This window comes from Streptomyces sp. NPDC020965 (genome assembly GCF_044333555.1).
Classification (GTDB): domain Bacteria; phylum Actinomycetota; class Actinomycetes; order Streptomycetales; family Streptomycetaceae; genus Streptomyces.
Genome location: NZ_JBIRRE010000003.1, coordinates 611,184 through 635,837 on the forward strand (window position 1 = coordinate 611,184; position 24,654 = coordinate 635,837).

Annotated in this window: 19 protein-coding genes; 7 read left to right on the top strand and 12 right to left on the bottom strand. The window is 70.5% G+C overall.

The annotated features are described in order from the left end of the window. Positions 1–39 precede the first annotated feature (39 nt). Positions 40–792, bottom strand: coding sequence for a hypothetical protein (locus ACH4S7_RS13150; protein WP_398521207.1), 753 nt, complete (start codon positions 790–792; stop codon positions 40–42). Positions 793–1,079: 287 nt separating this feature from the next. Continuing rightward, positions 1,080–2,963, bottom strand: coding sequence for a protein kinase (locus ACH4S7_RS13155; RefSeq protein ID WP_398521208.1), 1,884 nt, complete (start codon positions 2,961–2,963; stop codon positions 1,080–1,082). Between the two features lie 353 nt (positions 2,964–3,316). Here ACH4S7_RS13155 and ACH4S7_RS13160 point away from each other — a divergent pair, with 353 nt between their 5' ends. After that, a complete protein-coding gene (locus ACH4S7_RS13160; RefSeq protein ID WP_398521209.1) occupies positions 3,317–4,876 on the top strand; it encodes a protein kinase in 1,560 nt (519 codons plus the stop codon). A 135-nt stretch (positions 4,877–5,011) separates the two neighbouring features. Here the strand turns inward: ACH4S7_RS13160 and ACH4S7_RS13165 are convergent, their stop codons facing one another. The 3 genes from ACH4S7_RS13165 to ACH4S7_RS13175 form a co-directional block, all read right to left on the bottom strand. Continuing rightward, positions 5,012–6,127: a phosphotransferase gene (locus tag ACH4S7_RS13165; protein WP_398521210.1), complete on the bottom strand. Its 1,116-nt coding sequence runs from the start codon at positions 6,125–6,127 to the stop codon at positions 5,012–5,014. A gap of 15 nt (positions 6,128–6,142) precedes the next feature. Beyond that, positions 6,143–6,559: a pyridoxamine 5'-phosphate oxidase family protein gene (locus ACH4S7_RS13170; protein WP_398521211.1), complete on the bottom strand. Its 417-nt coding sequence runs from the start codon at positions 6,557–6,559 to the stop codon at positions 6,143–6,145. Between the two features lie 427 nt (positions 6,560–6,986). Then, complete coding sequence (locus ACH4S7_RS13175) at positions 6,987–7,652, bottom strand: response regulator (RefSeq protein WP_398521212.1); 666 nt, start codon at positions 7,650–7,652, stop codon at positions 6,987–6,989. Between the two features lie 352 nt (positions 7,653–8,004). Here ACH4S7_RS13175 and pdhA point away from each other — a divergent pair, with 352 nt between their 5' ends. The 3 genes from pdhA to ACH4S7_RS13190 are packed head-to-tail and all read left to right on the top strand — an operon-like array spanning position 8,005 to position 11,701. After that, positions 8,005–9,153, top strand: a complete 1,149-nt coding sequence (gene pdhA / locus ACH4S7_RS13180) for a pyruvate dehydrogenase (acetyl-transferring) E1 component subunit alpha (protein ID WP_398521213.1) — start codon at positions 8,005–8,007, stop codon at positions 9,151–9,153. A 2-nt stretch (positions 9,154–9,155) separates the two neighbouring features. Continuing rightward, positions 9,156–10,136 carry an alpha-ketoacid dehydrogenase subunit beta gene (locus ACH4S7_RS13185; RefSeq protein ID WP_398521214.1) on the top strand — a complete coding sequence of 327 codons (981 nt, stop codon included), beginning with the start codon at positions 9,156–9,158 and terminating at the stop codon, positions 10,134–10,136. A gap of 14 nt (positions 10,137–10,150) precedes the next feature. Beyond that, a complete protein-coding gene (locus ACH4S7_RS13190; RefSeq protein ID WP_398521215.1) occupies positions 10,151–11,701 on the top strand; it encodes a dihydrolipoamide acetyltransferase family protein in 1,551 nt (516 codons plus the stop codon). 72 nt (positions 11,702–11,773) lie between these two features. Here ACH4S7_RS13190 and ACH4S7_RS13195 read toward each other — a convergent pair whose 3' ends face one another. Next, positions 11,774–12,691 carry a D-alanyl-D-alanine carboxypeptidase family protein gene (locus tag ACH4S7_RS13195; protein ID WP_398521216.1) on the bottom strand — a complete coding sequence of 306 codons (918 nt, stop codon included), beginning with the start codon at positions 12,689–12,691 and terminating at the stop codon, positions 11,774–11,776. A gap of 357 nt (positions 12,692–13,048) precedes the next feature. On the opposite strand from ACH4S7_RS13195, the gene ACH4S7_RS13200 reads away from it, so the two are divergent. Both ACH4S7_RS13200 and ACH4S7_RS13205 read left to right on the top strand, forming a co-directional pair. Beyond that, complete coding sequence (locus tag ACH4S7_RS13200; protein ID WP_398521217.1) at positions 13,049–13,690, top strand: GntR family transcriptional regulator; 642 nt, start codon at positions 13,049–13,051, stop codon at positions 13,688–13,690. Continuing rightward, on the top strand, positions 13,687–14,988 hold the full coding sequence (locus ACH4S7_RS13205; RefSeq protein ID WP_398521218.1) for a nitrate/nitrite transporter: 1,302 nt from the start codon (positions 13,687–13,689) through the stop codon (positions 14,986–14,988). The genes ACH4S7_RS13200 and ACH4S7_RS13205 overlap by 4 nt, the downstream gene beginning before the upstream one ends. A 95-nt stretch (positions 14,989–15,083) precedes the next feature. Here ACH4S7_RS13205 and ACH4S7_RS13210 read toward each other — a convergent pair whose 3' ends face one another. Beyond that, a complete protein-coding gene (locus tag ACH4S7_RS13210) occupies positions 15,084–15,908 on the bottom strand; it encodes a maleylpyruvate isomerase family mycothiol-dependent enzyme (RefSeq protein ID WP_398521219.1) in 825 nt (274 codons plus the stop codon). Positions 15,909–16,121: 213 nt separating this feature from the next. Then, a complete protein-coding gene (locus tag ACH4S7_RS13215) occupies positions 16,122–16,622 on the bottom strand; it encodes an LURP-one-related/scramblase family protein (RefSeq protein WP_398521220.1) in 501 nt (166 codons plus the stop codon). A gap of 40 nt (positions 16,623–16,662) precedes the next feature. On the opposite strand from ACH4S7_RS13215, the gene ACH4S7_RS13220 reads away from it, so the two are divergent. Continuing rightward, positions 16,663–18,486: an NHL domain-containing thioredoxin family protein gene (locus ACH4S7_RS13220; RefSeq protein WP_398521221.1), complete on the top strand. Its 1,824-nt coding sequence runs from the start codon at positions 16,663–16,665 to the stop codon at positions 18,484–18,486. 103 nt (positions 18,487–18,589) lie between these two features. Here the strand turns inward: ACH4S7_RS13220 and ACH4S7_RS13225 are convergent, their stop codons facing one another. The 4 genes from ACH4S7_RS13225 to ACH4S7_RS13240 all read right to left on the bottom strand — a co-directional run bounded on the left by ACH4S7_RS13225 (position 18,590) and on the right by ACH4S7_RS13240 (position 24,630). Then, positions 18,590–19,888: a M18 family aminopeptidase gene (locus tag ACH4S7_RS13225; RefSeq protein ID WP_398521222.1), complete on the bottom strand. Its 1,299-nt coding sequence runs from the start codon at positions 19,886–19,888 to the stop codon at positions 18,590–18,592. 136 nt (positions 19,889–20,024) lie between these two features. Next, positions 20,025–20,720 (bottom strand): hypothetical protein, encoded by a 696-nt coding sequence (locus tag ACH4S7_RS13230; protein WP_398521223.1) that lies wholly within the window; start codon positions 20,718–20,720, stop codon positions 20,025–20,027. 216 nt (positions 20,721–20,936) lie between these two features. Then, on the bottom strand, positions 20,937–22,418 hold the full coding sequence (locus tag ACH4S7_RS13235) for an FG-GAP-like repeat-containing protein (protein ID WP_398521224.1): 1,482 nt from the start codon (positions 22,416–22,418) through the stop codon (positions 20,937–20,939). 385 nt (positions 22,419–22,803) lie between these two features. Continuing rightward, positions 22,804–24,630, bottom strand: a complete 1,827-nt coding sequence (locus tag ACH4S7_RS13240) for an acyl-CoA dehydrogenase (protein WP_398521225.1) — start codon at positions 24,628–24,630, stop codon at positions 22,804–22,806. Positions 24,631–24,654 lie beyond the last annotated feature (24 nt).

Here is a 24,654-nt window from a genome sequence, read left to right on the forward strand (position 1 = left end):
AAGAGGGAGGACGAGGTCCGGAAGGCGGGTGGACGAGGCTCAGCGCCGCCTCAGCCGTACCCCCAGAAAGCCGATCCCGAGCCCCATCAGGGCCATTCCGACGCCCAGGGAGAGCGGTGAGATCTGCTGGGCGACCGGCTCGGGGGTGGCCTGCGCGGGCTGGTGACGTGCTGCCGCGGGGGCCAGCGGGCTCAGTTCGGCCGCCGGTGGGTCCATCGCTTCCCCGCCCTCCTCCGTCCAGGGGCCCGTGTCCTCCCCAGGAGGGACGGTCCGCCGCCCGGAGGCGGTATGGGCCGGGGTGGAGGGGGCGGGGGAAGCGGGACGAGACTGTGACACAGAGGCCGCCCCGGACGGCGTACGGACGGTCCCGGAGGCGGCGGAATCGGTCGGGGGCTCGGTGGCGGCGGAGTCGTCGGCCGGCGCGGTCGGGCTCTCGGTCACCGGGGCGCGCCCCGGCCGCGGCCGTCCCTCCCCCGCGGGCCGCCCCGCGAGTGAGGCGGTCGGTGCCGGATCGGGGCGCGGGCTGGCGGCGGGCGCGTTGACCCCGGCTCCGGCCACCCCGGTCCCGGTCCCGGCCCCGACTCCGGTCCCGGCCCCGACGCCGGTCCCGCTCGTGCGCGGGGCTTCGATCCCATGCGTGTGCGGATGCTCGATCCGGTCCGCGCGCGGGGCGGGGACCGGATCGAGCACCCCTCGCGCCGCCTCGGTCCCGGCCGCGTACCCCGCCGGGACGTCTTTCGTGTACGCGGCCGTCATCCGCTCCGTGTACGCCGCGATCCACTCCGAGTGCACCGCCCCCGTATCCTCCGCCGCGGATGCCGGAGGCGCGACCGCCAGCAGGAGCGAGGCAGCCGCCATCGACCACCGAGTGCGGAGCCCTGGAGCCACCGGGTGACCCCCTCCCGTACTGACCGCACGGTCCCGCGACCGTGCTGACCGTAGTGACGGTGCTGCCCGCGCCGACTGGCGGATACCCAGCGTGCTTCGAGCCGTCGTGATGACGGAATCAGCGTCACACGAGCCGACATCTCCGGCATCCCGGGAGGAAGCGCGTCAACCGAACGCGCGGCGAGTGGGGCTCAGCCGGACTTGCCGGTGGAGATCTTCAGCTCGAACTCCTGGCTCTTCGGCACCACCGGCGAGCCCTGGCTCGGGTACTGCTCGATCACCGCGTCCTTCGCCCACTGGGGGTTGTCCACCTCGGTGACCTTCCAGGTCCACCCCGCGGCCCGCAGGCAGTCCTTCACGGAGAGCACGTCCTTGTGGAGCAGCGCGGGCGCCTGGACCTTCGACGGATCGGTGCCGTCCTCCATGGCGTCCGTGCACTTGGAGGAGTCGATGGTGCGCGTACGGTCCACCGGGCGGCCGTCGCCGGAGTCGGAGCCCGAGTCCCCGTCGGAACCGGATCCGGTCTCCGTGCCGGTCTCCGAGCCGTTGTCCGTGCCGTTGTCCGCATCGGGGTCCCGGTCGGTCCCCTGGTCCGAGCCGGAACCGGAGTCGGATCCGGAGCCCGTCTCGGATCCGGAGCCAGCGCCGGGCTCGGAGCCCGACCCCGAGGTCGATCCCGTGGCCGGGCCCTTGCCGGGCGTCTGGCCCGCCGTCGGCCGGCTCTCGGGGTTGTTGTTCTTGTTCGAGTTGTCGACGATCTGCCGCACGATGCCGATCGCCATCAGCGCCAGCACGACGGCGCCCACGATCATCGCGATCTTCGGCCCACGGCTCTTCCGCGCGGGAGCCGGATTCGGCGCCGGGGAGATCGTGTACGAGGACTGGGCGGCCCCGGCCATCGGCCCGGGCGCTCCCTGATACGCCTGATTGGTCGGGTACGGGGCCTGGGCCGGCGGATACCCGTACTGCGGCCCCGGGGTCGGTGCGTGCTGACCCGGACCGGGCATCGGCGCGTGCTGAGCCGGCGTCGGCGCCCCGTAAGGACCCGACTGGTACGGCGTCTGCACCCCCTGCTGGTGCGGTGCGGGCATCGACTGGTCCAGCGGCGGGAAGACCGCGGATCCCACCCCCGAACCGCTCACCGGCGGAGCGCCACTGATGATCACCGGCGGGGCCGACTGTCCCGCGCTCGCCACCCGGGCACAGGCGTCCCGCATCGCCGCTGCGTTCGGGAAGCGTTCGTTCGGATTCTTCTTCAGCGCCCGCGCGACCAGCGCGTCCATCGCCGGGGTGACCGAACGATTGACGGTGGAGGGCGCGACCGGCTCCTCCTGGACATGGGCGTACGCGATGGCCAGCGGGGAATCCGCGTCGAACGGCAGCCGTCCCGTGAAGAGTTGGAAGAGCATGATCCCGACGGAGTACAGGTCCGAGCGGGCGTCCACGCCCCGGCCCAGCGCCTGTTCCGGAGAGAGGTACTGCGGAGTGCCGACCACCATGCCGGTCTGGGTCATCGAGGTGACGCCCGACTGCATCGCCCGTGCGATGCCGAAGTCCATCACCTTCACCACACCGCGCCGCGTCACCATCACATTGCCCGGCTTGATGTCCCGGTGGACCAGGCCCATCTCATGGCTGGTCTCCAGCGCGGCCAGTACGTCGGCCGTCACCCTGAGTGCCTTGTCCGCGGGCATCGCGCCATAGTGCTGGACATCGGCGTGGAGCACGGAACCGAGCGGCTCGCCCTCCACGTACTCCATGACGATGTACGGCATCGGGAAGCCGTCGCCGCCACCGCCGACCACCGTGTCCTCGCCGGTGTCGAAGACCGAGACGATATTGGGGTGCGAGAGCTTGGCGACGGCCTGCGCCTCGCGCCGGAACCGCTCACGGAAGGACTGCTCGCGCCCCAGCTCCGTATGGAGTGTCTTGATGGCGACCTGGCGGTCCAGGGCGGAGTCGTACGCCAGATAGACGGAGGCCATACCGCCCTCGCCCAGCAGGCCGCGGAGCTGATACCGGCCACCCGCCAGGGAGCCGCCCGCATAGCGGCCCTGCGCGCCGTCCTGGCTCATGACGTATGTCCCCCTCGGCGCGCGGACCGTGCGCGTTCCCCGGCGACCCGGGGCGAATCGCCCACCCGGTCCGGGGACCGTGTCTCCGCGATCCGTGTTCTGTGATCGTTATTTCCGTGATCCCTATTACGGGGCAAGTCTGCCCGAGGGGTCCGGCACGTCAAGCCGGATGCCCGTTCCGTGACCGTACGCACAAGAAGCGTCCCGCAAGCGTTACCGGAGGCCCGTGAAATTTGCGTGGCCGAGCTCACAGGGGGTTTGATGGCCGGTCCATCTCGGGCCGGCCTGTCGTACGGAGGCTGTAGCGTGAGGCGACGGCACGGATTTCACGGATTACACGACGGCGAGGACTGATGGCACCCGAACCCGAAGCTGGCGGCGGCGGCGTGCCGGATCCGGTGGATTCATGGGGTATCGGCGGACTGGTCGGCGATGGCCGCTACCGCCTCACCCACCGCCTCGGTCGCGGCGGCATGGCCGAGGTCTTCGCGGCGGAGGACGTACGGCTCGGCCGCACCGTCGCCGTGAAGCTGCTCCGCTCCGACCTCGCCGAGGACCCGGTCTCCAAGGCCCGCTTCACCCGTGAGGCACAGTCGGTGGCCGGCCTCAACCACCATGCGATCGTCGCCGTGTACGACTCCGGCGAGGACGTGGCCAACGGCCAGTCCGTCTCCTACATCGTCATGGAGCTGGTCGAGGGCCGCACCATCCGCGATCTGCTGATCAACGCCGAGGCCCCGCCGCCCGAGCAGGCGCTGATCATCGTCTCCGGAGTCCTGGAGGCGCTGGCCTACTCGCACCAGCACGGCATCGTGCACCGTGACATCAAGCCCGCCAACGTCATCATCACCCACTCCGGTGCCGTCAAGGTGATGGACTTCGGCATCGCCCGTGCCCTGCACGGCGCGTCCACGACGATGACCCAGACCGGCATGGTCATGGGCACCCCGCAGTACCTCTCACCCGAACAGGCGCTCGGCAAGGCCGTCGACCACCGGTCCGACCTCTACGCGACGGGCTGTCTGCTCTACGAACTGCTCTCGCTGCGCCCGCCGTTCACCGGCGAGACCCCGCTCTCGGTGGTCTACCAGCACGTCCAGGACATTCCGCTGCCGCCGTCGCGGGCTTCGGACGTGGTGCCGCCCGAGCTGGACGGCCTGGTGATGCGTTCGCTCGCGAAGGACCCGGACGACCGGTTCCAGAGCGCGGAGGAGATGCGCGGACTGGTCCAGTACGGGCTCCAGATGCTCCAGCAGCAGGGCAGCCACAACGGCAGTTGGAACACCGGACCCGTGCACGGCCCCGGCGGCGGTGGCACCCCCGCGATGGGGGTGACCGGCGCGACCGCGGTCCACCACCCGGTGCACGGCGACACCTCGCAGGGCCCGATCCTGCCGCCGATGAACCCGGACGACGGCGGTTACGACGGCGGGTCCCACGGGCAGGGCGGTCGTCGCCGCAGCAAGGTCTGGCTGGTGGCGGCGCTCGCGCTGATCGCCGTGGTCGCGGGTGTCGCCTTCGCGCTGAAGAAGACGGGAGCGACCGAGACTCCGCCCAAGGAGAAGGTCAAGATCTCCCAGACCCCGTCGAGCCCGCCCGCTTCGCCGAGCCCGTCGCCGTCGAAGTCGGAGAAGCAGGAGGAGCCCGACAACCCCACGGACGGCGGACGCGAATCCCCCTGGAAGCCCACCTTCAAGGAGGAGCCCCGGCAGTCGTACTCCGAGGAACCGTCGGAGGAGGCTTCGCTGCCGGCCGAGCCCACCAATGAGGAGAGCGAGCAGCCGACCGGCGAGGCCAGCGAGCCGTCGGGCGAATCGCCGGACCCGGGCACGTCCGGCGAGCCGGGAGGTCCGGGGGAACCCGGTACGGACGGCGGCGCGGAAGGCGGCGACGGCGGCGCGAACAACCCCTGACCGGGGGAGCGTTCAGGCGCCGGGCGGCGCATATGGTGCGGCCCGGGCGCCTGCCGCCGGGCCCGCGGTACGGCCCGAGATACGGCGCGCGGCTCGGGCGGGTGGGAGCGCGTCGGGCGCGGCGCCTGCCGCCGGTCAGGCCGTGAATGCCTCCCGTACCGCGTCGTACTCCCGGGTCCACCACTCCACCAGGGCCGAAACCGCGGCGAACTGCGGGTCGGCCCTGCGGTCGTGCAGTTGGTAGCGCCAGCGCAGTATCCAGAAGTCATTGAGCCGTTCCCACCACACCCGGTGGACCGCCGCGGCGAGTTCGGCCGCGTCAGCGCCGGCCGCGCGGCGGTAGGCCCGCGCATAGGCCCGGACCTTCGTCAACTCCAGTTCGCCCGCGGGCTGGACGAAGAAGATCGCCGCAGCCCGGACCGCCTCCTCCGCGCGCGGCTGCACCCCTAAGCGGTCCCAGTCGACGATCGCGGCGGGCTCCCCGCCCCGGTAGAGCAGATTCAGCGGATGGAAGTCGCCGTGCACCCAGCCGCCCGCCGACGCGGGGGGCGGACGGCGGTGCGCGTGCCGGGTCAGCAGTGCGCGGCGCTCCAGGAGACGGTGTTCGGCGAGGGTGTCGAAGGCGTCGCGGGGGCTCGCGGTCCGTGCCAGCGCGAGGAGTTCGTCGATGAGCGCGAAGGTCTCCTCCGGGTACGCGCTCTCGTACTCCCGCTCCCGGCCGAGCACCTTCCCGAACTCGTCACCGGATCCCCTCGCGAAGCCGTGCGCGGACCCCTTCTCGAACTCGTGGGCGTACGTCCGCTGTCTGATCCGTCCCCGGCCCGGCTCCACCCGCTGGTTCATGACCCGTTCCAGGCAGGTGTGGACGAGCCCGAGGAGGGAGCCGAGGCGCCGGGATTGGAGGGTGGTCAGTTGCGCGCCGTCGCGGTGCCGGCCGTCCACCCAGGGGTGCAGGGCGTAGCAGTGGCCGCCGATGACGGCGACCGTGTCCCCCTGGAGGTCCTCGACGGGGGGTGCGACCGGCACCCCGAGCGTCTGGAGGCGCTGGGTGGCGCGGTGCTGGCGGGTGATGGCCTCGTGGTCGCCGTCGAGGTGGTGTTTGAGGAAGTACGCGCCGTGGGTGGTGGCGAGGCGGTAGCCACGGTTCAGCAGCCCCTCGGTGACCCGCTCACAGGAGAGCGGTTCGCCCGGGTCCTCGTAGCGACGCAGTAGAGCAACAACGGGAGGGGCAATGACAGATGAGCGTGGCACTCACCAAATGGTAGATCACGCAGCGTGTCGGTTGGACTGCTCTTCGCCATAGTCCAGGGTATGTACGGTGACGAACTGAGGTTCTATGCGCATATAAACCGGCTCAAATCGCTCACCGTCCGCCTGGGTCGGCTCATCACCGAAGAGCGCCGCACTGCCGTCCGGCGCCCGGACGATGTCCGCCATGCCCGTGAACTGCACCGACCAGAGGGTGTCCGCGCCGGAGTTGAAGTTGTCCGCGCCGTACGCGACCACGCTGCCGTTGCAGGCCCGGTGGTAGCCGAAGCCCCGGTGGATCCGCAGCACGACACCGCCGTCCAGCACGATGTGCCGGGCGGGGGCGACGAAGGGCATCGCCCGCATGCTCGTGGCCAGCCTGCCGTACGAGACGCGGGCGAGCAGCTCGATGGCGCGGAGTTCCTCGGTGGACATGGGTCCACTCTCGGTGACCGGGGGCCTGGCGGGAAGGGGCCGCCGCCCCTCGTCCTCGGGGACGTAAGTCCCGTCGTCGGGGGCCGGCACGGTCCCGTTCCGGCCCCCCGACGTCGGGGACGACGCCCCGGGTGCCGCCCCGTGCCGCCTGGTGACCTTCCCCCGTGCCGTACGACCTCCGGGGCGGGTCAGGGCCCCGCAGGGCCGGGGCGGGGCCCCGTGGGGCCGCCCCGGTTGCACCTGCTCGGCGGTGTCGGTCAGATGGTGCGCCGGTTGGTGGTGTCGGTCAGATGGTGACCCGTTGAGGGGGCGGCCTCCCGGCGGCGTCGGCTCAGCGGTGCCGTCCCAACCGGTGTGGCCCGCATCGGCCCCGGGGTGCGGACGGGTGTGGCCCGCATCGGCCCCGGGGCGCGGCGGGCGAGGACCCTCAGTGGTGCTGGCGTTCCGCCTGCATCCGGGCCACGTACGCCGCCGCCTGCGACCGCCGCTCCATCCCCAGCTTCGACAGCAGGCTGGAGACGTAGTTCTTGATGGTCTTCTCCGCGAGGTGCAGCCGTTCGCCGATGACCCGGTTGGTGAGGCCCTCGCCGATCAGGTGGAGGATCTTGCGCTCCTGCTCGGTGAGGTTCGCCAGCCGTCGGTCGCCCTTCGGGGTGTTCCCGTCCCGGAGCCGCTCCAGCACGCGCGCGGTCGCCACCGGGTCCAGCAGCGAACGGCCGGCCGCCACGTCCCGTACCGCCGACAGCAGTTCGTTGCCCCGGATCGCCTTGAGGACATAACCGGACGCACCGGCCATGATCGCGTCGAAGAGGGCCTCGTCGTCGGCGAACGAGGTGAGCATCAGGCATTTGATGTCCTCGTCCTGGGAGCGCACCTCCCGGCAGACCTCGACCCCGCTGCCGTCCGGCAGCCGGACGTCCAGCACGGCGACATCGGGCCGGGTCGCGAGGATCCGCACGATGGCTTCCTCGGCCGTCCCCGCCTCGCCGACGACCTCGATATCGTCCTCGACCGAGAGCAGCTCATGAACGCCGCGTCGGACGACTTCATGATCGTCCAACAGGAATACCGTGATTTTTCCTTCTTCGCGCACGAATGCAGTCTCACACACCGGCTCTTCCCGTGCCCGGGGTGCCCGGGATAACGTGCCGGTGTTCCTGACGGGACCACAAGGCTGTGACCTGTAGTTGTTCCCCTATTTCGCGATTTACTTGGAAATCCAAGCAAATCCGCAGGTCAAATAGGGTTTCGCAGGAATGCGAGCTACTGGGTAACGTGCTTTTTGGCAGGGTCTCGTCGGGGCACCTGTCACGCCAGTTCCCGGTCGAGCCGTACCCACCCCGTGCGGGAGGCCGAGAACCGGCGGAGCCTCCCCCTGCCTCACGCAGGGGCGACCCCAGGCTCCCGGCGAACCCGGGAGACCGGACAGACGGAGGAGCACGCACGTGACCGTGGAGAGCACTGCCGCGCGCAAACCGCGACGCAGCAGCAAGCGGGTGAGCGCCGCGAAGAAGCCGCAGAGTTCCGAGCCCCAGCTCGTACAGTTGCTGACGCCCGATGGCCAGCGCGTCGAGCATCCCGACTACAGCATCGACATCACCCCCGACGAGCTGCGCGGGCTGTACCGGGACATGGTCCTGACCCGCCGTTTCGACGCCGAGGCCACCGCTCTCCAGCGCCAGGGCGAACTGGGACTGTGGGCGTCGCTGCTCGGCCAGGAGGCCGCCCAGATCGGCTCCGGCCGCGCGCTGCGCGATGACGACTACGTCTTCCCGACCTACCGGGAACACGGTGTCGCCTGGTGCCGGGGGGTCGATCCGACCAATCTGCTCGGGATGTTCCGTGGGGTGAACCACGGCGGCTGGGACCCCAACAGCAACAACTTCCACCTCTACACCATCGTCATCGGCTCCCAGACGCTGCACGCCACCGGCTACGCCATGGGCGTGGCCAAGGACGGCGCCGATTCCGCCGTGATCGCCTACTTCGGCGACGGCGCCTCCAGCCAGGGCGATGTGGCGGAGTCCTTCACCTTCGCCGCCGTCTACAACGCTCCGGTCGTGTTCTTCTGCCAGAACAACCAGTGGGCGATCTCCGAGCCGACCGAACGCCAGACCCGGGTCCCGCTCTACCAGCGCGCCCAGGGCTACGGCTTCCCCGGCGTCCGCGTCGACGGCAACGACGTCCTCGCCTGTCTGGCCGTGACCCGCTCCGCGCTGGAGCGCGCCCGCCGGGGCGAGGGCCCCATGCTGGTGGAGGCGTTCACCTATCGGATGGGCGCGCACACCACGTCCGACGATCCGACGAAGTACCGGCACGACGACGAGCGGGCGGCCTGGGAGGCCAAGGACCCGATCCTTCGGCTCCGTACCCACCTCGAGAGCGAGAACCACGCCGACGACGCGTTCTTCTCCGCGCTGGAGGAGGAGAGCGACGCCCTCGCCAAGCGGGTGCGCGAGGCCGTACGAGCGATGCCCGACCCGGACCCCATGGCGCTGTTCGACCACATCTACGCGGACGGGAACGGGCTCGTCGACGAGGAGCGCGCGCAGTTCGCCGCCTACCAGGCGTCCTTCGCCGAGGACGGGAGCTGATCATGACCGCGCGGAAACTTCCCCTCGCCAAGGCGCTCAACGAGTCGCTGCGCAAGGCCCTGGAGACCGACCCCAAGGTCCTGATCATGGGTGAGGACGTCGGCAAGCTCGGCGGCGTCTTCCGGGTCACCGACGGGCTCCAGAAGGACTTCGGCGAGGACCGGGTCATCGACACCCCGCTCGCCGAGTCCGGCATCGTCGGCACCGCGATCGGGCTGGCGCTGCGCGGCTACCGGCCGGTCGTGGAGATCCAGTTCGACGGGTTCGTCTTCCCGGCGTACGACCAGATCGTCACCCAGCTCGCCAAGATGCACGCCCGCTCGCTCGGCAAGATCAAACTGCCCGTCGTGATCCGTATCCCGTACGGCGGTGGCATCGGCGCGGTCGAGCACCACAGCGAGTCCCCCGAGGCGCTCTTCGCGCATGTCGCGGGCCTCAAGGTGGTCTCGCCGTCCAGCTCGTCCGACGCGTACTGGATGCTCCAGCAGGCCATCCAGAGCGACGATCCGGTGATCTTCTTCGAGCCGAAGCGGCGCTACTGGGACAAGGGCGAGGTCGACACCGGGGCGATCCCCGGACCGCTGCACGCCGCCCGGACCGTCCGGACCGGTACCGATCTCACCCTGGTCGCGTACGGTCCGATGGTGAAGGTCTGTGTGGCGGCGGCCGCCACGGCTGCCGAGGAGGGCAAGTCCGTCGAGGTGATCGATCTGCGCTCGATGTCGCCCATCGACTTCGACGCCGTCCAGGCGTCGGTGGAGCGGACGGGCCGGCTGGTGGTGGTGCACGAGGCCCCCGTGTTCTACGGTTCGGGCGCGGAGATCGCCGCCCGGATCACCGAGCGGTGCTTCTACCACCTGGAGGCTCCGGTGCTGCGGGTCGGTGGATTCCACGCGCCGTATCCCCCGGCGCGCCTGGAGGAGGAGTACCTTCCGGGACTGGACCGGGTGCTGGACGCCGTCGACCGCTCGCTCGCGTACTGAGGAGTGCCGTGACCATGACGCAAGACACTTCGCTTCGCTTCCGCGAGTTCAAGATGCCCGATGTGGGCGAGGGGCTCACCGAGGCGGAGATTCTCAAGTGGTACGTAAAGCCGGGTGACACGGTCACCGACGGCCAGGTGGTGTGCGAGGTCGAGACGGCGAAGGCGGCGGTGGAACTGCCGATCCCGTACGACGGGGTCGTGCACGAGCTGCGCTTCGCCGAGGGGACGACGGTCGATGTCGGCCAGGTGATCATCTCGGTCGATGTCGAGCCAGGGGCCCCCGCCGTGGCCGAACCGACGGCCGATGCTCCGGTGACGGCCGATGCGGGTGCCGACGCCACCACCGGCACCGCTGTCGATGCCGATACCGACCCCGATACCGATGTCGAGGGGAAGCCGAAGGGCCGGCAGCCGGTGCTCGTCGGGTACGGCGTCGCCGAGAGCTCCAGCAAGCGCCGCCCCCGTAAGGCGGCCCAGGTCCCGGGCCAGACCGCGCCCGCACAGCCCGCACAGCCCGCCCCGGCCGCGACGGGTGGGACCGGTGGGGCCGGCGCGACCGGTGGGGCCGGAACGCCCGCCCGGCCCGTCAGCGAGCCCGCGGCCGCCGCGCTCCAGGCCGAGCTGAACGGGCACGGCTCCCCCGCCGCCCGCCCGCTCGCCAAGCCCCCCGTGCGCAAGCTCGCCAAGGACCTCGGCGTCGATCTGGCGGCGGTCACCCCCACCGGGCCCGCCGGCGTCATCACCCGCGAGGACGTCCACGCGGCGGTGACCCCGGAGCCGTCCGCCACCGAGCCGGTCACCGCTGAGCCGGCCGCCGCCCCGGCTCCCTCGGTTCCCGCGAGCACGGCCACGGCCACGGCCGCGCGAGAGACCCGTATCCCCGTCAAGGGCGTTCGGAAGGCCACGGCGGCTGCCATGGTCGGCAGTGCGTTCACCGCGCCGCATGTCACCGAGTTCATCACCACCGATGTGACCCGGACGATGAAGCTCGTCGAGGAGCTCAAGTCCGACAAGGAGATGGCGGGCCTGCGGGTCAACCCGCTGCTGCTGATCATCAAGGCGCTGTTGGTCGCCATCAAGCGGAACCCGGAGATCAACTCCAGTTGGGACGACGCCAACCAGGAGATCGTCCAGAAGCACTACGTCAATCTGGGCATCGCGGCGGCCACTCCGCGCGGGCTGATCGTGCCGAACATCAAGGACGCGCACGGACTGACCCTGCCGGAACTGGCGCGGGCACTCGGTGAACTGGTCACCACCGCCCGCGAGGGCAAGACCACCCCGGCGGCGATGCAGGGGGGCACGGTGACCCTCACCAATGTCGGCGTCTTCGGCGTCGACAGCGGTACGCCGATCCTCAACCCCGGCGAGTCCGCGATCCTGGCCGTCGGCGCCATCAAGCTCCAGCCGTGGGTCCACAAGGGCAAGGTCAAACCGCGCCGGGTGACAACCCTCGCGCTCTCCTTCGACCACCGGGTGGTGGACGGGGAGCTGGGCTCCAAGGTGCTCGCGGACGTCGCGGCGATCCTGGAGAACCCGAAGCGGCTGATCACCTGGGCGTGACAGCCCCCCGAGACGGCTGAGGTCCCGTGACACGGAAGGGTGTCACGGGACCTCATGCGTGGGGACGCCGGATCAGTCGTTCTGCGCGCCCACCGGCAGCGAACGCAGCTTCATCGTCTTCGCCGTGGTGGAGCCGAAGGCGAAGTCGAGCAGCTTGCCCGCGTCGGTGTAGCGGGCGGAGCTGTTCAGGACCACGCCGACATAGGTCTTGTCCCCGCGGGTGGCCGCGAAGATCAGGCAGGGGCCGGCCTTGGTGCCGGTGCCGGTCTTGATGCCGACGGCGCCCTTGTAGGAGCCCAGCAGCCGGTTGGTGTTGTACCAGGTGTACGTGCGCTTGCGGCTGTCCTTCGTCAGCGCGACGGTCTTGTACGAGGTCGCGCCGACCACCTCGCGGAAGACGCTGCTGCTGAAGGCGTGCCGGGCCAGCTTCGCCAGGTCGGACGGGGTCGTGTAGTTCGCCCCGGCCCGGGAGATGCCGTCGAACGAGTCGTACTTGGTGTTCTTCAGGCCGAGCTGGCTGGCCTTCTTGTTCATCTTGCCGATGAACGACGCGGTGCGTGCCGCCGTGGTCGAACCGGTGCCGAAGGTGTCGGCGAGCGCGTACGCGGCGTCGCAGCCCGAGGGCAGCATCAGCGCGGAGAGGAGCTGGCGGACGGTCAGCTTGTCGCCGGTCTTCAGGTCGGCGGTGCTGCCACCCTCCCTGACGACATAGTCGCGGTACGCCTGCTTGATGGTGACCTTGCGGTTGAGATCGAGGCCCGGCGTGGTGAGAACGGTGATCGCCGTCGTGACCTTCGTCGTGCTCGCCATCTCGCGGCGCAGGTCGTTGGCCTTGCCGTAGATCGCCTTGGCCGAGGTCTGGTCGATCACGAAACCGCCCTTGGCGGCGATCGACGGGATCGGCCGGGACGCCGCCTGGGCGGGCGCCGCAAGGGGGGAAGCGGTCAGCAGGAGACCGCTGGAGAGGACAACCGTGGCGGCGCTACGCACGCTCGTGTTGCTGAATATCAAGAGAATCGCTCCGAGTTCGCACTCCGTCGAAAAACGCCTGTCGCGGGGCCGGCTCACGGGAGGGCCCCGATGAAAGACTCCTGAACGGGTCGAACGGATGCACGGAATCACGCGATTTCTGTTCGAAAATTCCCGGTGTCCCCCGACGCCCCCTGCCGGACGGGTCCCGGACGCGTCCCATGGGCCCCCCTCCCGCCCCCGTGGGGCGCCCGTGGCGGGTGGGGCCACAGTCAGGCCCTGGGGAGCTTCGGAGGGGGGTCCGGGGCCGGTTGTGGCGCCGTCCTGGATGGTGGACGGCCCCTTGGGATGCACCTGTCTTGTATCTATGCTGTGCGCATGCCTGCCGCCGCCCCCGCCGCCGAACGTGTCTACGCCCATGTCAAGCAGGCGGTTCTGGACCGCCGCTACGAGGGCGGAACCCTCCTCACCGAGGGCGAACTGGCCGATGCCGTCGGGGTGTCCCGCACCCCCGTCCGTGAGGCGCTGCTCAAGCTGGAGGTGGAGGGGCTGATCAAGCTCTACCCCAAGAAGGGCGCGCTCGTCCTCGCCGTCTCCGCGCAGGAGATCGCCGATGTGGTGGAGACCCGGCTGTTGGTGGAGGAGCACGCGGCCCGTAAGGCCGTACCCGCCTCACCGCTGCTGATCGCCCGTCTCGAAGACCTCCTCGAACAGCAGAAGCGCCAGGGCGAGGCCGGGGACCTGGCCGCCGTCGCGGTCACCGACCGGGCGTTCCACGCCGAGATCGTGCGCAGCGGCGGCAATGAGATCCTCTCCCGGCTCTACGACCAGCTCCGCGACCGGCAGCTCAGGATGGGGGTCGCCATCATGCACGCCCACCCCGATCGCATCGCCAAGAACGTCGTCGAGCACAGCGAGATCCTCCAGGCGCTGAGAGCCGGGGACGCGGACCTGGCCGCCGCCCTCGTCCACCGGCACGTGGGCTGGTTCAGCAATCTGGCGCGGGGCGAGGTCCGGTGAGCGCCCCGGCCGGCATACCCGGCGACCCTCCCGGCGGCCGTCGCGCCGCCGCGGTCTGGGGCATCGGCGTCGCCGTCTACTTCGTCGCCGTCATCTTCCGTACGTCGCTGGGGGTGGCCGGACTCGACGCCGCCGACCGCTTCGACGTCAACGCCTCCGCGCTCTCCACCTTCTCCATCCTCCAACTGCTGGTCTACGCGGGAATGCAGATACCCGTGGGGCTGATGGTCGACCGGTTCGGCACCAAGAAGGTCCTGGCGTTCGGCGCGCTGCTGTTCACCGTGGGGCAGCTCGGGTTCGCGCTCTCCCCCTCGTACGGCACGGCCCTCGCCGCCCGCGCCCTGCTGGGCTGCGGGGACGCGATGACCTTCATCAGTGTGCTGCGGCTGGGCAGCCGCTGGTTCCCGGCCCGGCGCGGCCCGCTCATCGGGCAGGTCGCCGCGCTCTTCGGGATGGCGGGCAATCTCGTCTCGACCATGCTCATCGCGCGGCTGCTGCACGATCTGGGCTGGGTCACCACCTTCGCGGGCAGCTCGGTGGCGGGCGCGGTCGTCGTCGTGCTGGTGCTGCTCTTCCTCAAGGACCATCCGGAGGGCCATGAGCCCGCCGCGTCCGGACGGCACGCGGGCGCCGCGTTCGTACGGAAGCAGATCGCCCTCTCCTGGCGGGAGCCGGGCACCCGACTGGGGATGTGGGTGCACTTCACCACCCAGTTCCCGGCGATGGTGTTCATGCTGTTGTGGGGGATGCCGTTCCTGGTCGAGGCGCAGGGGCTGACACGGGAGACGGCCGGCTCACTGCTGACCCTGGTGGTGCTGGTGAGCATGGTGGTGGGCCTGGTGTACGGGCAGATCATCGCCCGTCACCACAGCGCGCGCGTCCCCCTGGCGCTCGGCACGGTCGCGGCGACCGCGCTCGTCTGGGCGGCCACCGTCATCCACCCCGGGGACCAGGCGCCGATGTGGCTGCTGATCACACTCTGTGTGGTGCTCGGGGCGTGCGGCCCGGCGTCGATGATCGGCTTCGACTTCGCCCGTCCGGCCAATCCGCCGCAGCGACAGGGCACGGCTTCGGGCATCGTCAACATGGGTGGCTTCACGGCCTCCATGACGACGCTGTTCATGGTCGGCGTGCTGCTGGACGCGAGCGGTGGGAACTATCGGATCGCGTTCTCGTGCGTGTTCGTGCTGGAGGCGCTGGGGGTGGCGCAGATCCTCCGCCTGCGGGGCCGGGCGGTCCGGCTGGAGCGGGAACGGCTGGTGGCGAGCCGGGTGGAGACGGTGCACGTACCGGCGTAGGGCGCGGCGCGCACGGTCCCGGCGTGCGCGGTCAACCGGGGTCCGGCTCCTGGTGTGGGTCCCCCACGGCGAACCGCTGGGGGTGACGCGGTCGTTCAGGGAGTGACCGCGAACGACCGCAGGATCGCCGTCGCCAGCTCCTGGTCGCCGTCCACCTTCACCCGGTCGGCCACCGCCGCGTACCGGACCCGCCCGCACGCCAGTCGGTAGTACGTCTCCCAGTCCAGAGCCAGTGTCACGATCGGCCCCAGCGAGGGCGATCCGTCGACCGAGCCCTTCCCCTCCGCGTTCACCCGGACCGTGCGGAGGAACTCCACCGGACCGTGCACATCGATCACCACCGCCGAATTCGGCGGCGCCCCCGCGTCCTTGGCGACGACCTTCGGCAGCGCCTCCAGCAGTACGTCACGGGTGACCAGGGCGCCGGGGGAGTCGATGTTGCCGGGTTCGTGGAGCGCGACCCGCAGGTCCTGCTCGTGCACCCAGGTGTCGAACGCACGCATCCGCATGGCGAGTTCGAGGCTCTGCTCGGCGCCGAGCGGGGCACGGACCTTGGTCTCCGGCGAACGCTTCTCGTTCCGCAGCGAACGGGCCCGCCGGATCATCACATACTCCAGTTCGGAGGTCATCTCCGGAGCGGTGTGGTGACGGCGCACATCGACCTGCATCTCCATGTACCGCGCGAAGTCGTTCTTCACATGGTAGAGATCGCGCGGCAGGGTGTGGATGGGGCGCGGATCGCCGAGCATCTCGGTCTCCATGCCGATGACATGCGAGACCACATCGCGCACCGACCAGGCGGGGCACGGCGTCACTCGGTTCCACTCACCCTCGACGAGTGGCTGTACCAGCTCGGCTATCGATTCGATGGCGTGGGTCCAGGCATCGACGTAGGTCTGGAGGCTGGGATGGACGGTCACGGGACCCCTCGACGTTCTGGCGGTACGCGGGCTGACTGCTGACGGCTGGGCTGCGCAGGAGGCTCGGCTGTTTAAGTTACGCTGCCGGGCGGCGCCCCGGCAGTCCTTTCGTGTGACGATCGTAGGCCCGGGGGCGGGAGCCCGATGAATCCGCGTACGGATCCGGGTCCGGGGTCTCCTGACGACGGCCGCTCCGCAGGCCCGCCGTACGGGTCAGTCGTCGGACGGCTCGCGCTCCTTCTCGGCCATGCGGATCACACAGACCGCCACCGCGATCAGCAGCGCCGCGTCCGCGTCCTCCCGTACGACATCGATCGCATAGGTCTCCCGCACCCGGAACCAGCGGCGGGAGACGTGGGCCAGCAGCTCCCCCTCGTACTCGATCACGAACTCACGGTCCAGCAGCCGCCCGCTCACATCCAGCTCGGTGCCCTCCACCAGGGTGACGCGGTAGTGGTTGCGCAGCAGCGAGAGGCGCTTTCTGCGGATGGTGGCGAGGGTGGCCTCGTCGCGCTCGATGGTCATCGTGTCGCGCAGGCTGAGCAGCTTCTTGCGCAGCGTGATCAGGACCAGTCCGGTCGGGTCCTTCAGCTCCAGGGTGTCCCGGAGCCGCAGGGCCTTGCCGTCCACGAGGAAGGCGTGCCGGCCGCGCTCGTCCTCGATCCAGTAGTCGTCGCCGATCGCGAAGAGCTTGTCTCGTACGAGATATTTCATACCGAAATGCATACCCGGGCCGGTGCGGTTGGATGGGGGTATGGCGATACGTGCACGCGTTCGGGCCCCTGAGCTGATCGGCAAGGGCGGCTGGCTGAACACCGGTGACAGGCAGTACACCCTCGGCGAGCTGCGAGGGAAGATCGTGGTGCTCGATTTCTGGACCTTCTGCTGTGTCAACTGCCTGCATGTCCTGGATGAGCTGCGGGAGCTGGAGGAGGAGCACCGCGACACCGTCGTGATCATCGGGGTGCACTCGCCGAAGTTCGTCCACGAGGCCGATCACGAGGCCGTGGTGGACGCCGTCGAGCGGTACCAGGTGCACCACCCCGTCCTGGACGATCCCGAGCTGGCGACCTGGAAGCAGTACGCCGTACGGGCCTGGCCCACCCTGGTCGTCATCGACCCCGAGGGGTACGTCGTCGCCCAGCACGCCGGCGAGGGTCATGCACACGCCATCGCCGCCCTGGTGGCGGAGTTGGAGGCGGTGCACGGCGCGAAGGGCACCCTGCGGCGCGGGGACGGGCCGTATGTGGCGCCCGAGCCCGCCGCGACCGAGCTGCGCTTCCCCGGGAAGGCCCTGCTGCTGCCCTCCGGGAACCTCCTGGTCTCCGACTCAACCCGGCACCGGCTGGTCGAGCTGGCGCCCGACGGCGAGAGCGTCGTACGGCGGATCGGGGACGGCACCCGGGGACTGGCGGACGGCCCGGCGGAGACCGCCCGGTTCAACGAGCCCCAGGGGCTCGCACTCCTCCCCGACGGCGCGGTCGCCGTCGCCGACACCGTCAACCACGCGATCCGCCGCCTCGACCTCGGGACCGGGGCCGTGACCACCCTCGCGGGCACCGGGAAGCAGTGGTGGCAGGGCTCGGCGACGGACGGCCCGGCGCGGGCGGTCGACCTCTCCTCGCCGTGGGACATCGCCTGGTGGGAGGGGAAGCTCTGGATCGCCATGGCCGGGGTGCACCAACTGTGGACCTACGAGCCCGCAGCGGACACCGTCCGCGTCGCGGCCGGGACCACCAACGAGGGGCTGGTCGACGGGCCGGCCGCCGAGGCGTGGTTCGCGCAGCCGAGCGGTCTCGCGGCCGCCGGTGACCGGCTGTGGATCGCCGACTCCGAGAACTCCGCGCTCCGCTGGATCGACACCGGGGGGACCGTCCACACCGCCGCCGGTACCGGGCTCTTCGACTTCGGCCACCGGGACGGGGACGCCGGGCAGGCCCTGTTGCAGCACCCGCTGGGGGTCACCGCGCTGCCGGACGGATCGGTCGCCGTCAGCGACACCTACAACCACGCGCTGCGCCGTTACGACCCGGCGAGCGGGCAGGTCAGCACCCTCGCCACCGATCTGCGGGAACCCTCGGGCGCGGTGCTGGTGGACGGCGACATCGTGGTGGTGGAGTCGGCGCGGCACCGGCTGACCCGGCTGCGGCTGCCGGAGGAGGCGGTACGGGTGGACGCCGTCGCGCACCGCACCCGGCGGTCGGCCACCGACGTCGCCCCCGGCCCGCTGCGGCTGGACGTCGTCTTCCAGGCCCCCGACGGACAGAAGCTGGACACCCGGTACGGTCCGTCGACCCGGCTGCTGGTCTCGTCGACCCCACCGGGGCTGCTGCTCGGCGGTGCGGGCGCGGGGACGGAGCTGTCGCGCGCGCTGGAGATCGATCCGGGGGTCGGGGAGGGCGTGCTGCACGTCTCCGCGATGGCCGCGTCCTGTGACGACGATCCGGCCAACGAGTACCCGGCCTGCCATGTGCACCAGCAGGACTGGGGGGTTCCGGTACGGGTGACCGAGGGCGGGGCGGCTCGGCTGCCGCTCGTCCTGGCGGGCATGGACGACGGCGCCACGACCGAGCCGTAGGGCATTCCCGCGGGGTGCCCCGGGGCGAGCCGTAGGGCGTTCGCACGGGTGCCCGGGAGGTGCACGACCTCCCGGGCACCCGCACGCCGGCTCCCGGGGGGCGTCAGCTCTGGAGGAACGACGTCAGGGCGTTGGCCAGCAGATACGGGTCGTCCGATCCGCACAGTTCGCGCGCGCTGTGCATGGAGAGACAGGCGACCCCGATGTCCACGGTCTGGATGCCGTGCCGCGCCGCGGTGATCGGGCCGATGGTCGTGCCGCACGGCATCGCGTTGTTGGAGACGAAGGACTGCCACGGCACCCCCGCCCGCTCGCAGGCCGCCGCGAACACGGCCCGCCCGGCGCCGTCGGTGGCGTACCGCTGGTTCACGTTGACCTTGAGGATGGGGCCGCCGTTGGGGCGCGGGTGGTGCGTCGGGTCGTGCCGCTCCGCGTAGTTGGGGTGGACCGCGTGGCCCACGTCGGAGGAGAGGCAGATGGTGGCGGCGAAGGCGCGCGCCCGGTCCTCGTACGTACCGCCGCGGGCGAACACCGAGCGCTCCAGCACCGATCCGAGCAGCGGTCCGTCCGCGCCGGTGTCGGCCTGGGAGCCGTTCTCCTCGTGGTCGAAGGCGGCGAGGACGGGGAGGTACGAGAGCCCGGGCGCGGCGGCTGCGGCGATGAGCGCGGCGGCACCGGCGTGGACGGAGAGCAGGTTGTCCAGGCGCGGGGCGGCCACCAGCTCCCGGTCCCGGCCGAGGTAGGCGGGCGGTTCGACCGAGTGGGTCATCAGGTCCCAGCCGGTGACCTCGCCCGCACTGAGCCCGGCCTCCTCCTCCAGGAACCGGATGAGGTCGCCCTCGTGGACCTGTCCCAGCCCCCAGATGGGCTGCATATGGCGCTGCTTGTCGAGCTTCAGCCCGTCGGACACCACCGAGCGGTCGAGGTGGATCGCGAGCTGCGGTACCCGGAGCAGCGGCCGGTCGATGTTGATCAGCCGCTGGGAGCCGTCGCGGAGGGTGAGCCGCCCGGCGATCCCGAGGTCGCGGTCGAGCCAGCTGTTGAGGAGCGGTCCGCCGTAGATCTCGACGGCGATCTGTCGCCAGCCGTGGGCGCCGCTGTCCGGGTCGGGCTTGACCCGGAGGTTGGGCGAATCGGTGTGCGCGCCGACGATCCGGAACGGGGTGTGCGGATCGGCGCCCTCGGGCACGTACCAGGCGATGAGCGCACCGCCGCGGATCACGTACTTGCCGCCCGCGGTCGCGTCCCAGGCATCCGTCTCGCGGACCTGCCGGAATCCGGCCTTCTCCAGCCGCTCTGCGGTGACCGTCACCGCGTGATACGGCGAAGGGGCGGCGGTCAGGAAGGAGAGGAGGTCGTCGGTGTGTCCGCGGTCGAATCGGACCGGCGTGCTGGTGCTCATGAGCCCACCTTAACGAGGGGCGCGCAGAGGGGGCGCGTGATGCCGTGCGCACGCTCTCGATGGTGTAGGGGCAGGTGGTGATCCCTCCGTCCCGCCCCGCACCTCCCGGGCACGGACCCGTGCGACCGCAGCGGGGTCAGCCCGCCACCTTGGCGGAGGGCTTCTCGCCCTTCTGCGCCTGCTGGGACCGTTTGACGAACATGGTCGCCAGATCGCTCAGCCGTGCGTCGCTGAGTCTGCGGGCGTCGGCGCCGCCGCTCTCGATCAGCAGCAGGGTGGTGCCCACGCGGAGCTGGACGATTGCTCCGGGAGCGGTCATGAAGGGGTACTTCCCGCGGCGGGCGTTGTGCTGTTGGCCGGTCTCGCCGCTCAGCCGCGCGTTGGTGAGCGGGGGGCGCAGCTCGGCGTGGCCGTCCTTCCACATGTGGGGGTAGGCGCTGGTCGCCGCCGTGGCGCTCTTGTAGGCGTAGACGGTGAACGTGATCCGCCCGCTGTTCGCCTTGGCGTAGAGGGCCTTCCCGTACGCCACGGCGTCCCCGCAGACGGGCGCCGCCCGGGAGGAGCAGACGAAGCCGGGGGCGGAGGTGACGTCCTCCGCGGTCGGCCCGCCGACGGGCGTCCACCCCTTGAGCGCGTCCCGCGGTGGCAGCAGCTTCCTGGTCCGGTCGCGGTCGAGCACGCCGCTGCGGGCCGCGGACCTGCTCGACGCCTTCTCCTCGTCGGTGGCGTCGGAGTCCTTGCCGTCATCGCCGTCGTACGATCCGAACATCAGGACGAGGGCGGCGAGCCCCGCCAGCCCGGCCACCGCGAACCGTGATAATCCGCTCGACATCGTTCCCCCCAAGCCTTGGTGACCGCTGGTCATACGGACGGCCCGCGCACCTCCCGGAAATTTCGGGAGGCCGCGGGCCGACGGTATTGCATCGGGTCCAGGGAGGACCAGATGACCTGCGCTGCGTCAGGGTTCCCCGGTGGCTCCGGAGCGGCTTCTCAGCGGCTCTCCCATGGCTCGCCCCGCGGCCCTCTCAGCGGCTCTCGCAGCCGGTGTTCAGCGGCTGAAGAACTCGCCGAAGTGGACGGCGCCGCCCAGTCCGCTGAGGGTCTTGGCGGTGACGCTGGTGCTGCCGGTCCCGGTGACCCCGGAGGAGTTGGTGGGCAACCGCCAGACGCGCCCCACCCACCGGTCCTCGCCGAAGCCCCCGACGAGCACCTCGGTCCTGCCGTTGGCGGCCTTGGCGATGTGCACCTTGTCGCCGAACTGGTCCCGGCTCTCGGAGGTGCTCGGTACCCCCTTGGTGTTCTGCGTGAAGAGCTGGGCCCCGTTGGTGGTGACGCCCTTGGCGCTGCCCAGCAGCACGGTGACCGAGCCGGACCCGTTGGTGCTGGCTTCGGTACCGTCCTCCCAGGGAGCGCCGATGACGACATCGGCGTATCCGTCGCCATTGACGTCGCCGAGGTCGACGGCGGCGCCGAACCGGTCGTCCTTCTCGTTCACCCCCGGCACGCCGGGGGTGTCCTGGGTGAAGGTCTGCGGCTTCAGCGTCGTGCTGGTTCCCTTGGGGCCGCCGTAGGTGATGCGGACGGAGCCGCCGGACGCGGCCGCCAGGTACATGTCCTGGCCGCTGACGAAGTCGGGGTAGCCGTCCTTGTTGATGTCGCCGGAGGCGGAGGCCCAGCCCTGGCCCTTGACGACGGTGCCGGGCACCAGGCCCTTGGCCGAGCCCCGGTAGATCATCCCGGCGTCGACGAGATAGGGCGAGCCGGAACCGCGCCAGGAGCCGTTGGTGATCAGGTCGTCTATGCCGTCGCCGGTGATGTCGGAGGTGGCGAGGGACGCCGGCGCGTACTTGTTGTCCTTGACCTCGGTGTACCGGATGACGACCTCGGCGGGCTTGCCGGAGCGGTCGAACGGACCGTTGAGGAGCATCAGGGCGTACTTCGCCGAGTCGAATGGTTCGTCCAGGGGCTGTACGTTCGCCGTCGAGGCCAGATCCGCCGCGCCATCGCCGTTGTAGTCGCCGATGGCGACGGTGTTGTAGAAACGGGGAGAGGCCGTGGTGCCCTCGCCACCGCGCAGTTCGACGCCGCCCGAGAGGCCCTGCTTCGCTCCCCACAGGACCGTCCAACTGCTGGTCCAGTGGTTGCGGACCAGCAGGTCGTCGTATCCGTCGCCGTTCAGGTCGCCGCCGTCGTCGACCTGCCCCCAGCGCTCGTCGGTCTTGGGGTCGCCGGGGACTCCCGCGTCGGCCCGGGAGACGGTCTGCCCACCGGTGTTCCGGTATCCGGTGGCGGAGCCGAACATGACGGTGACGGCCCCCGCCTTCGCCACACCGTTGATCTTCGCGTTGGGGGCGCCGATGGCGATGTCCGCGAAGCCGTCGCCGTTGTAGTCGGCGGTGGATTCGGCCTTCGCCTTCGGGGCGGGGACGGAGGGGGCCGCGGTCGCAGCGACGGGGGTCAGACCGATCGCACCGAGCACGGTGGCGGCGCAGACCGCCACCGTGGCGGCCGAGCGGGAACGCGTGTTCATAGGGATGTCTCCTGTGCCTGCCCCGTGGACCGGCGCGCGATCGGTGTGCCGATCCCCTCGGGGCTCCGTCTCCCACCAGTGGTGGAAAGCTCTCATGATCGAACGATTGACCATGAGACCCGCGGCGGATTCGGAAGGTTGTACGGCCAATCCGGACCATGTGGTGATAGGAGGCTCGGACCACTGGGTCGCAGGAGGCCCGGACCATGTGGTGGCAGGAGGGCGAGGAGGGCCGTGCTGGACGGAGTCCGGCCCGAACACGCCGGAACCGGTCCCCTCGGCGGAGCCGGCGCCGGGCCGCGTGGCCCGGCGCCGCCCCACCGGCAGGAAGACCGGTTCCGGGAGGTTCTTCTCTCGTTCTCTCGTTCTGTTGTCCGGACAGGCCCTAGAAGGCCGCCTCGTCCAGCTCCATCAGCGAGAGGTCCACGCTCTCGGCGAGGCTCCGCTCGACGGAGACGCCCGGCAGTACGTTCGCGGCGAAGAACTTCGCCGCCGCGATCTTGCCCTGGTAGAACGGCACGTCCTTCGCGGACGCCGTCTGGAGCTTCTCCGCCGCCACGGCCGCGCCGCGCAGCAGGAGGTAGCCGACGACGACATCACCGGAGGCGAGCAGCAGTCGGCTGGTGTTGAGGCCGACCTTGTAGATGTTCTTGACGTCGTCGCCGGTGGCGATGAGGTCGTTCGTCATCGCGCCGACGATCGCCTCCAGGTCGACCGCAGCCTTGGCGAGCGCATCGCGGGCCGGTGCCAGCTCCGCGCCGCCGGTGCCGACCGCCAGGAACTTCTTGATCTCCTCGGAGAGGCTGTTCAGCGCCTGGCCCTGGTCCCGGACGATCTTCCGGAAGAAGTAGTCCTGGCCCTGGATGGCGGTGGTGCCCTCGTAGAGCGTGTCGATCTTGGCGTCCCGGATGTACTGCTCGACCGGGTACTCCTGGAGGTAGCCGGAGCCGCCGAAGGTCTGGAGCGACTGGGCGAGCTGTTCGTACGACTTCTCGGAGCCGTACCCCTTGACGATCGGGAGGAGGAGGTCGTTCAGCGCGGTGAGCGCTGCGGTGTCCTCGCCCGCGCTCTCCTTGGCGGCGATCTCGTCCTGGACGGAGGCGGTGTGGAGGACGAGCGCGCGCATCCCCTCCGCGTACGCCTTCTGGGTCATCAGGGCGCGCCGGACGTCCGGGTGGTGCGTGATGGTGACCTTGGGCGCGGTCTTGTCGGCGAAGTTGACCAGGTCCTGGCCCTGGACTCGCTCCTTGGCGTACTCCAGGGCGTTCAGATAGCCGGTGGAGAGGGTCGCTATGGCCTTCGTGCCGACCATCATCCGGGCGAACTCGATGATCATGAACATCTGGCGGATGCCGTCGTGCTTGTCGCCGATCAGCCAGCCCTTGGCCGGGTGCCGGTCGCCGAACGTCATCTCGCAGGTGTTGGAAGCCTTGAGGCCCATCTTGTGCTCGACGTTGGTGGCGTAGACGCCGTTGCGCTCGCCCAGCTCGCCGGTCTCCCAGTCGAAGTGGAACTTCGGCACGAGGAAGAGCGAGAGGCCCTTGGTGCCGGGGCCGGCGCCCTCGGGGCGGGCGAGGACGTAGTGAAGGATGTTCTCCGACATGTCGTGCTCACCGGAGGTGATGAAGCGCTTCACGCCCTCGATGTGCCAGGAGCCGTCCTCCTGCTGGATCGCCTTGGAGCGCCCCGCGCCCACGTCCGAGCCGGCGTCCGGCTCGGTGAGGACCATGGTGGAGCCCCACTGCTTCTCGACGGCGATCTCGGCGACCTTCTTCTGGGCGTCGTTGCCCTCCTCGAAGAGGATGCCGGCGAACGCGGGGCCCGAGGAGTACATCCAGATGGCCGGGTTGGCGCCCAGCAGCAGCTCGGCGTAGGCCCAGATCAGGGAGCGGGGCGCGGTGGTGCCGCCGATCTCCTCGGGCAGGCCGAGCCGCCAGTACTCCGAGTCCATGAATGCCTGGTAGCTCTTCCGGAAGGACTCGGGGACCGGCGCGGTGTTGGTCTCGGGGTCGAAAACGGGGGGGTTGCGGTCGGCGTCGGTGAAGGACGCGGCCAGCTCGTTCTCCGCGAGCCGGGCGACCTCCTCCAGCACGCTCCTGGCGGTGTCCACGTCCATCTCCGCGAACGGGCCGGTGCCGTACAGCTTGTCGCGGCCGAGGACCTCGAAGAGGTTGAACTCGATGTCGCGGAGATTCGACTTGTAATGCCCCATGGCGACGGCTCCGTAGAGATCGGG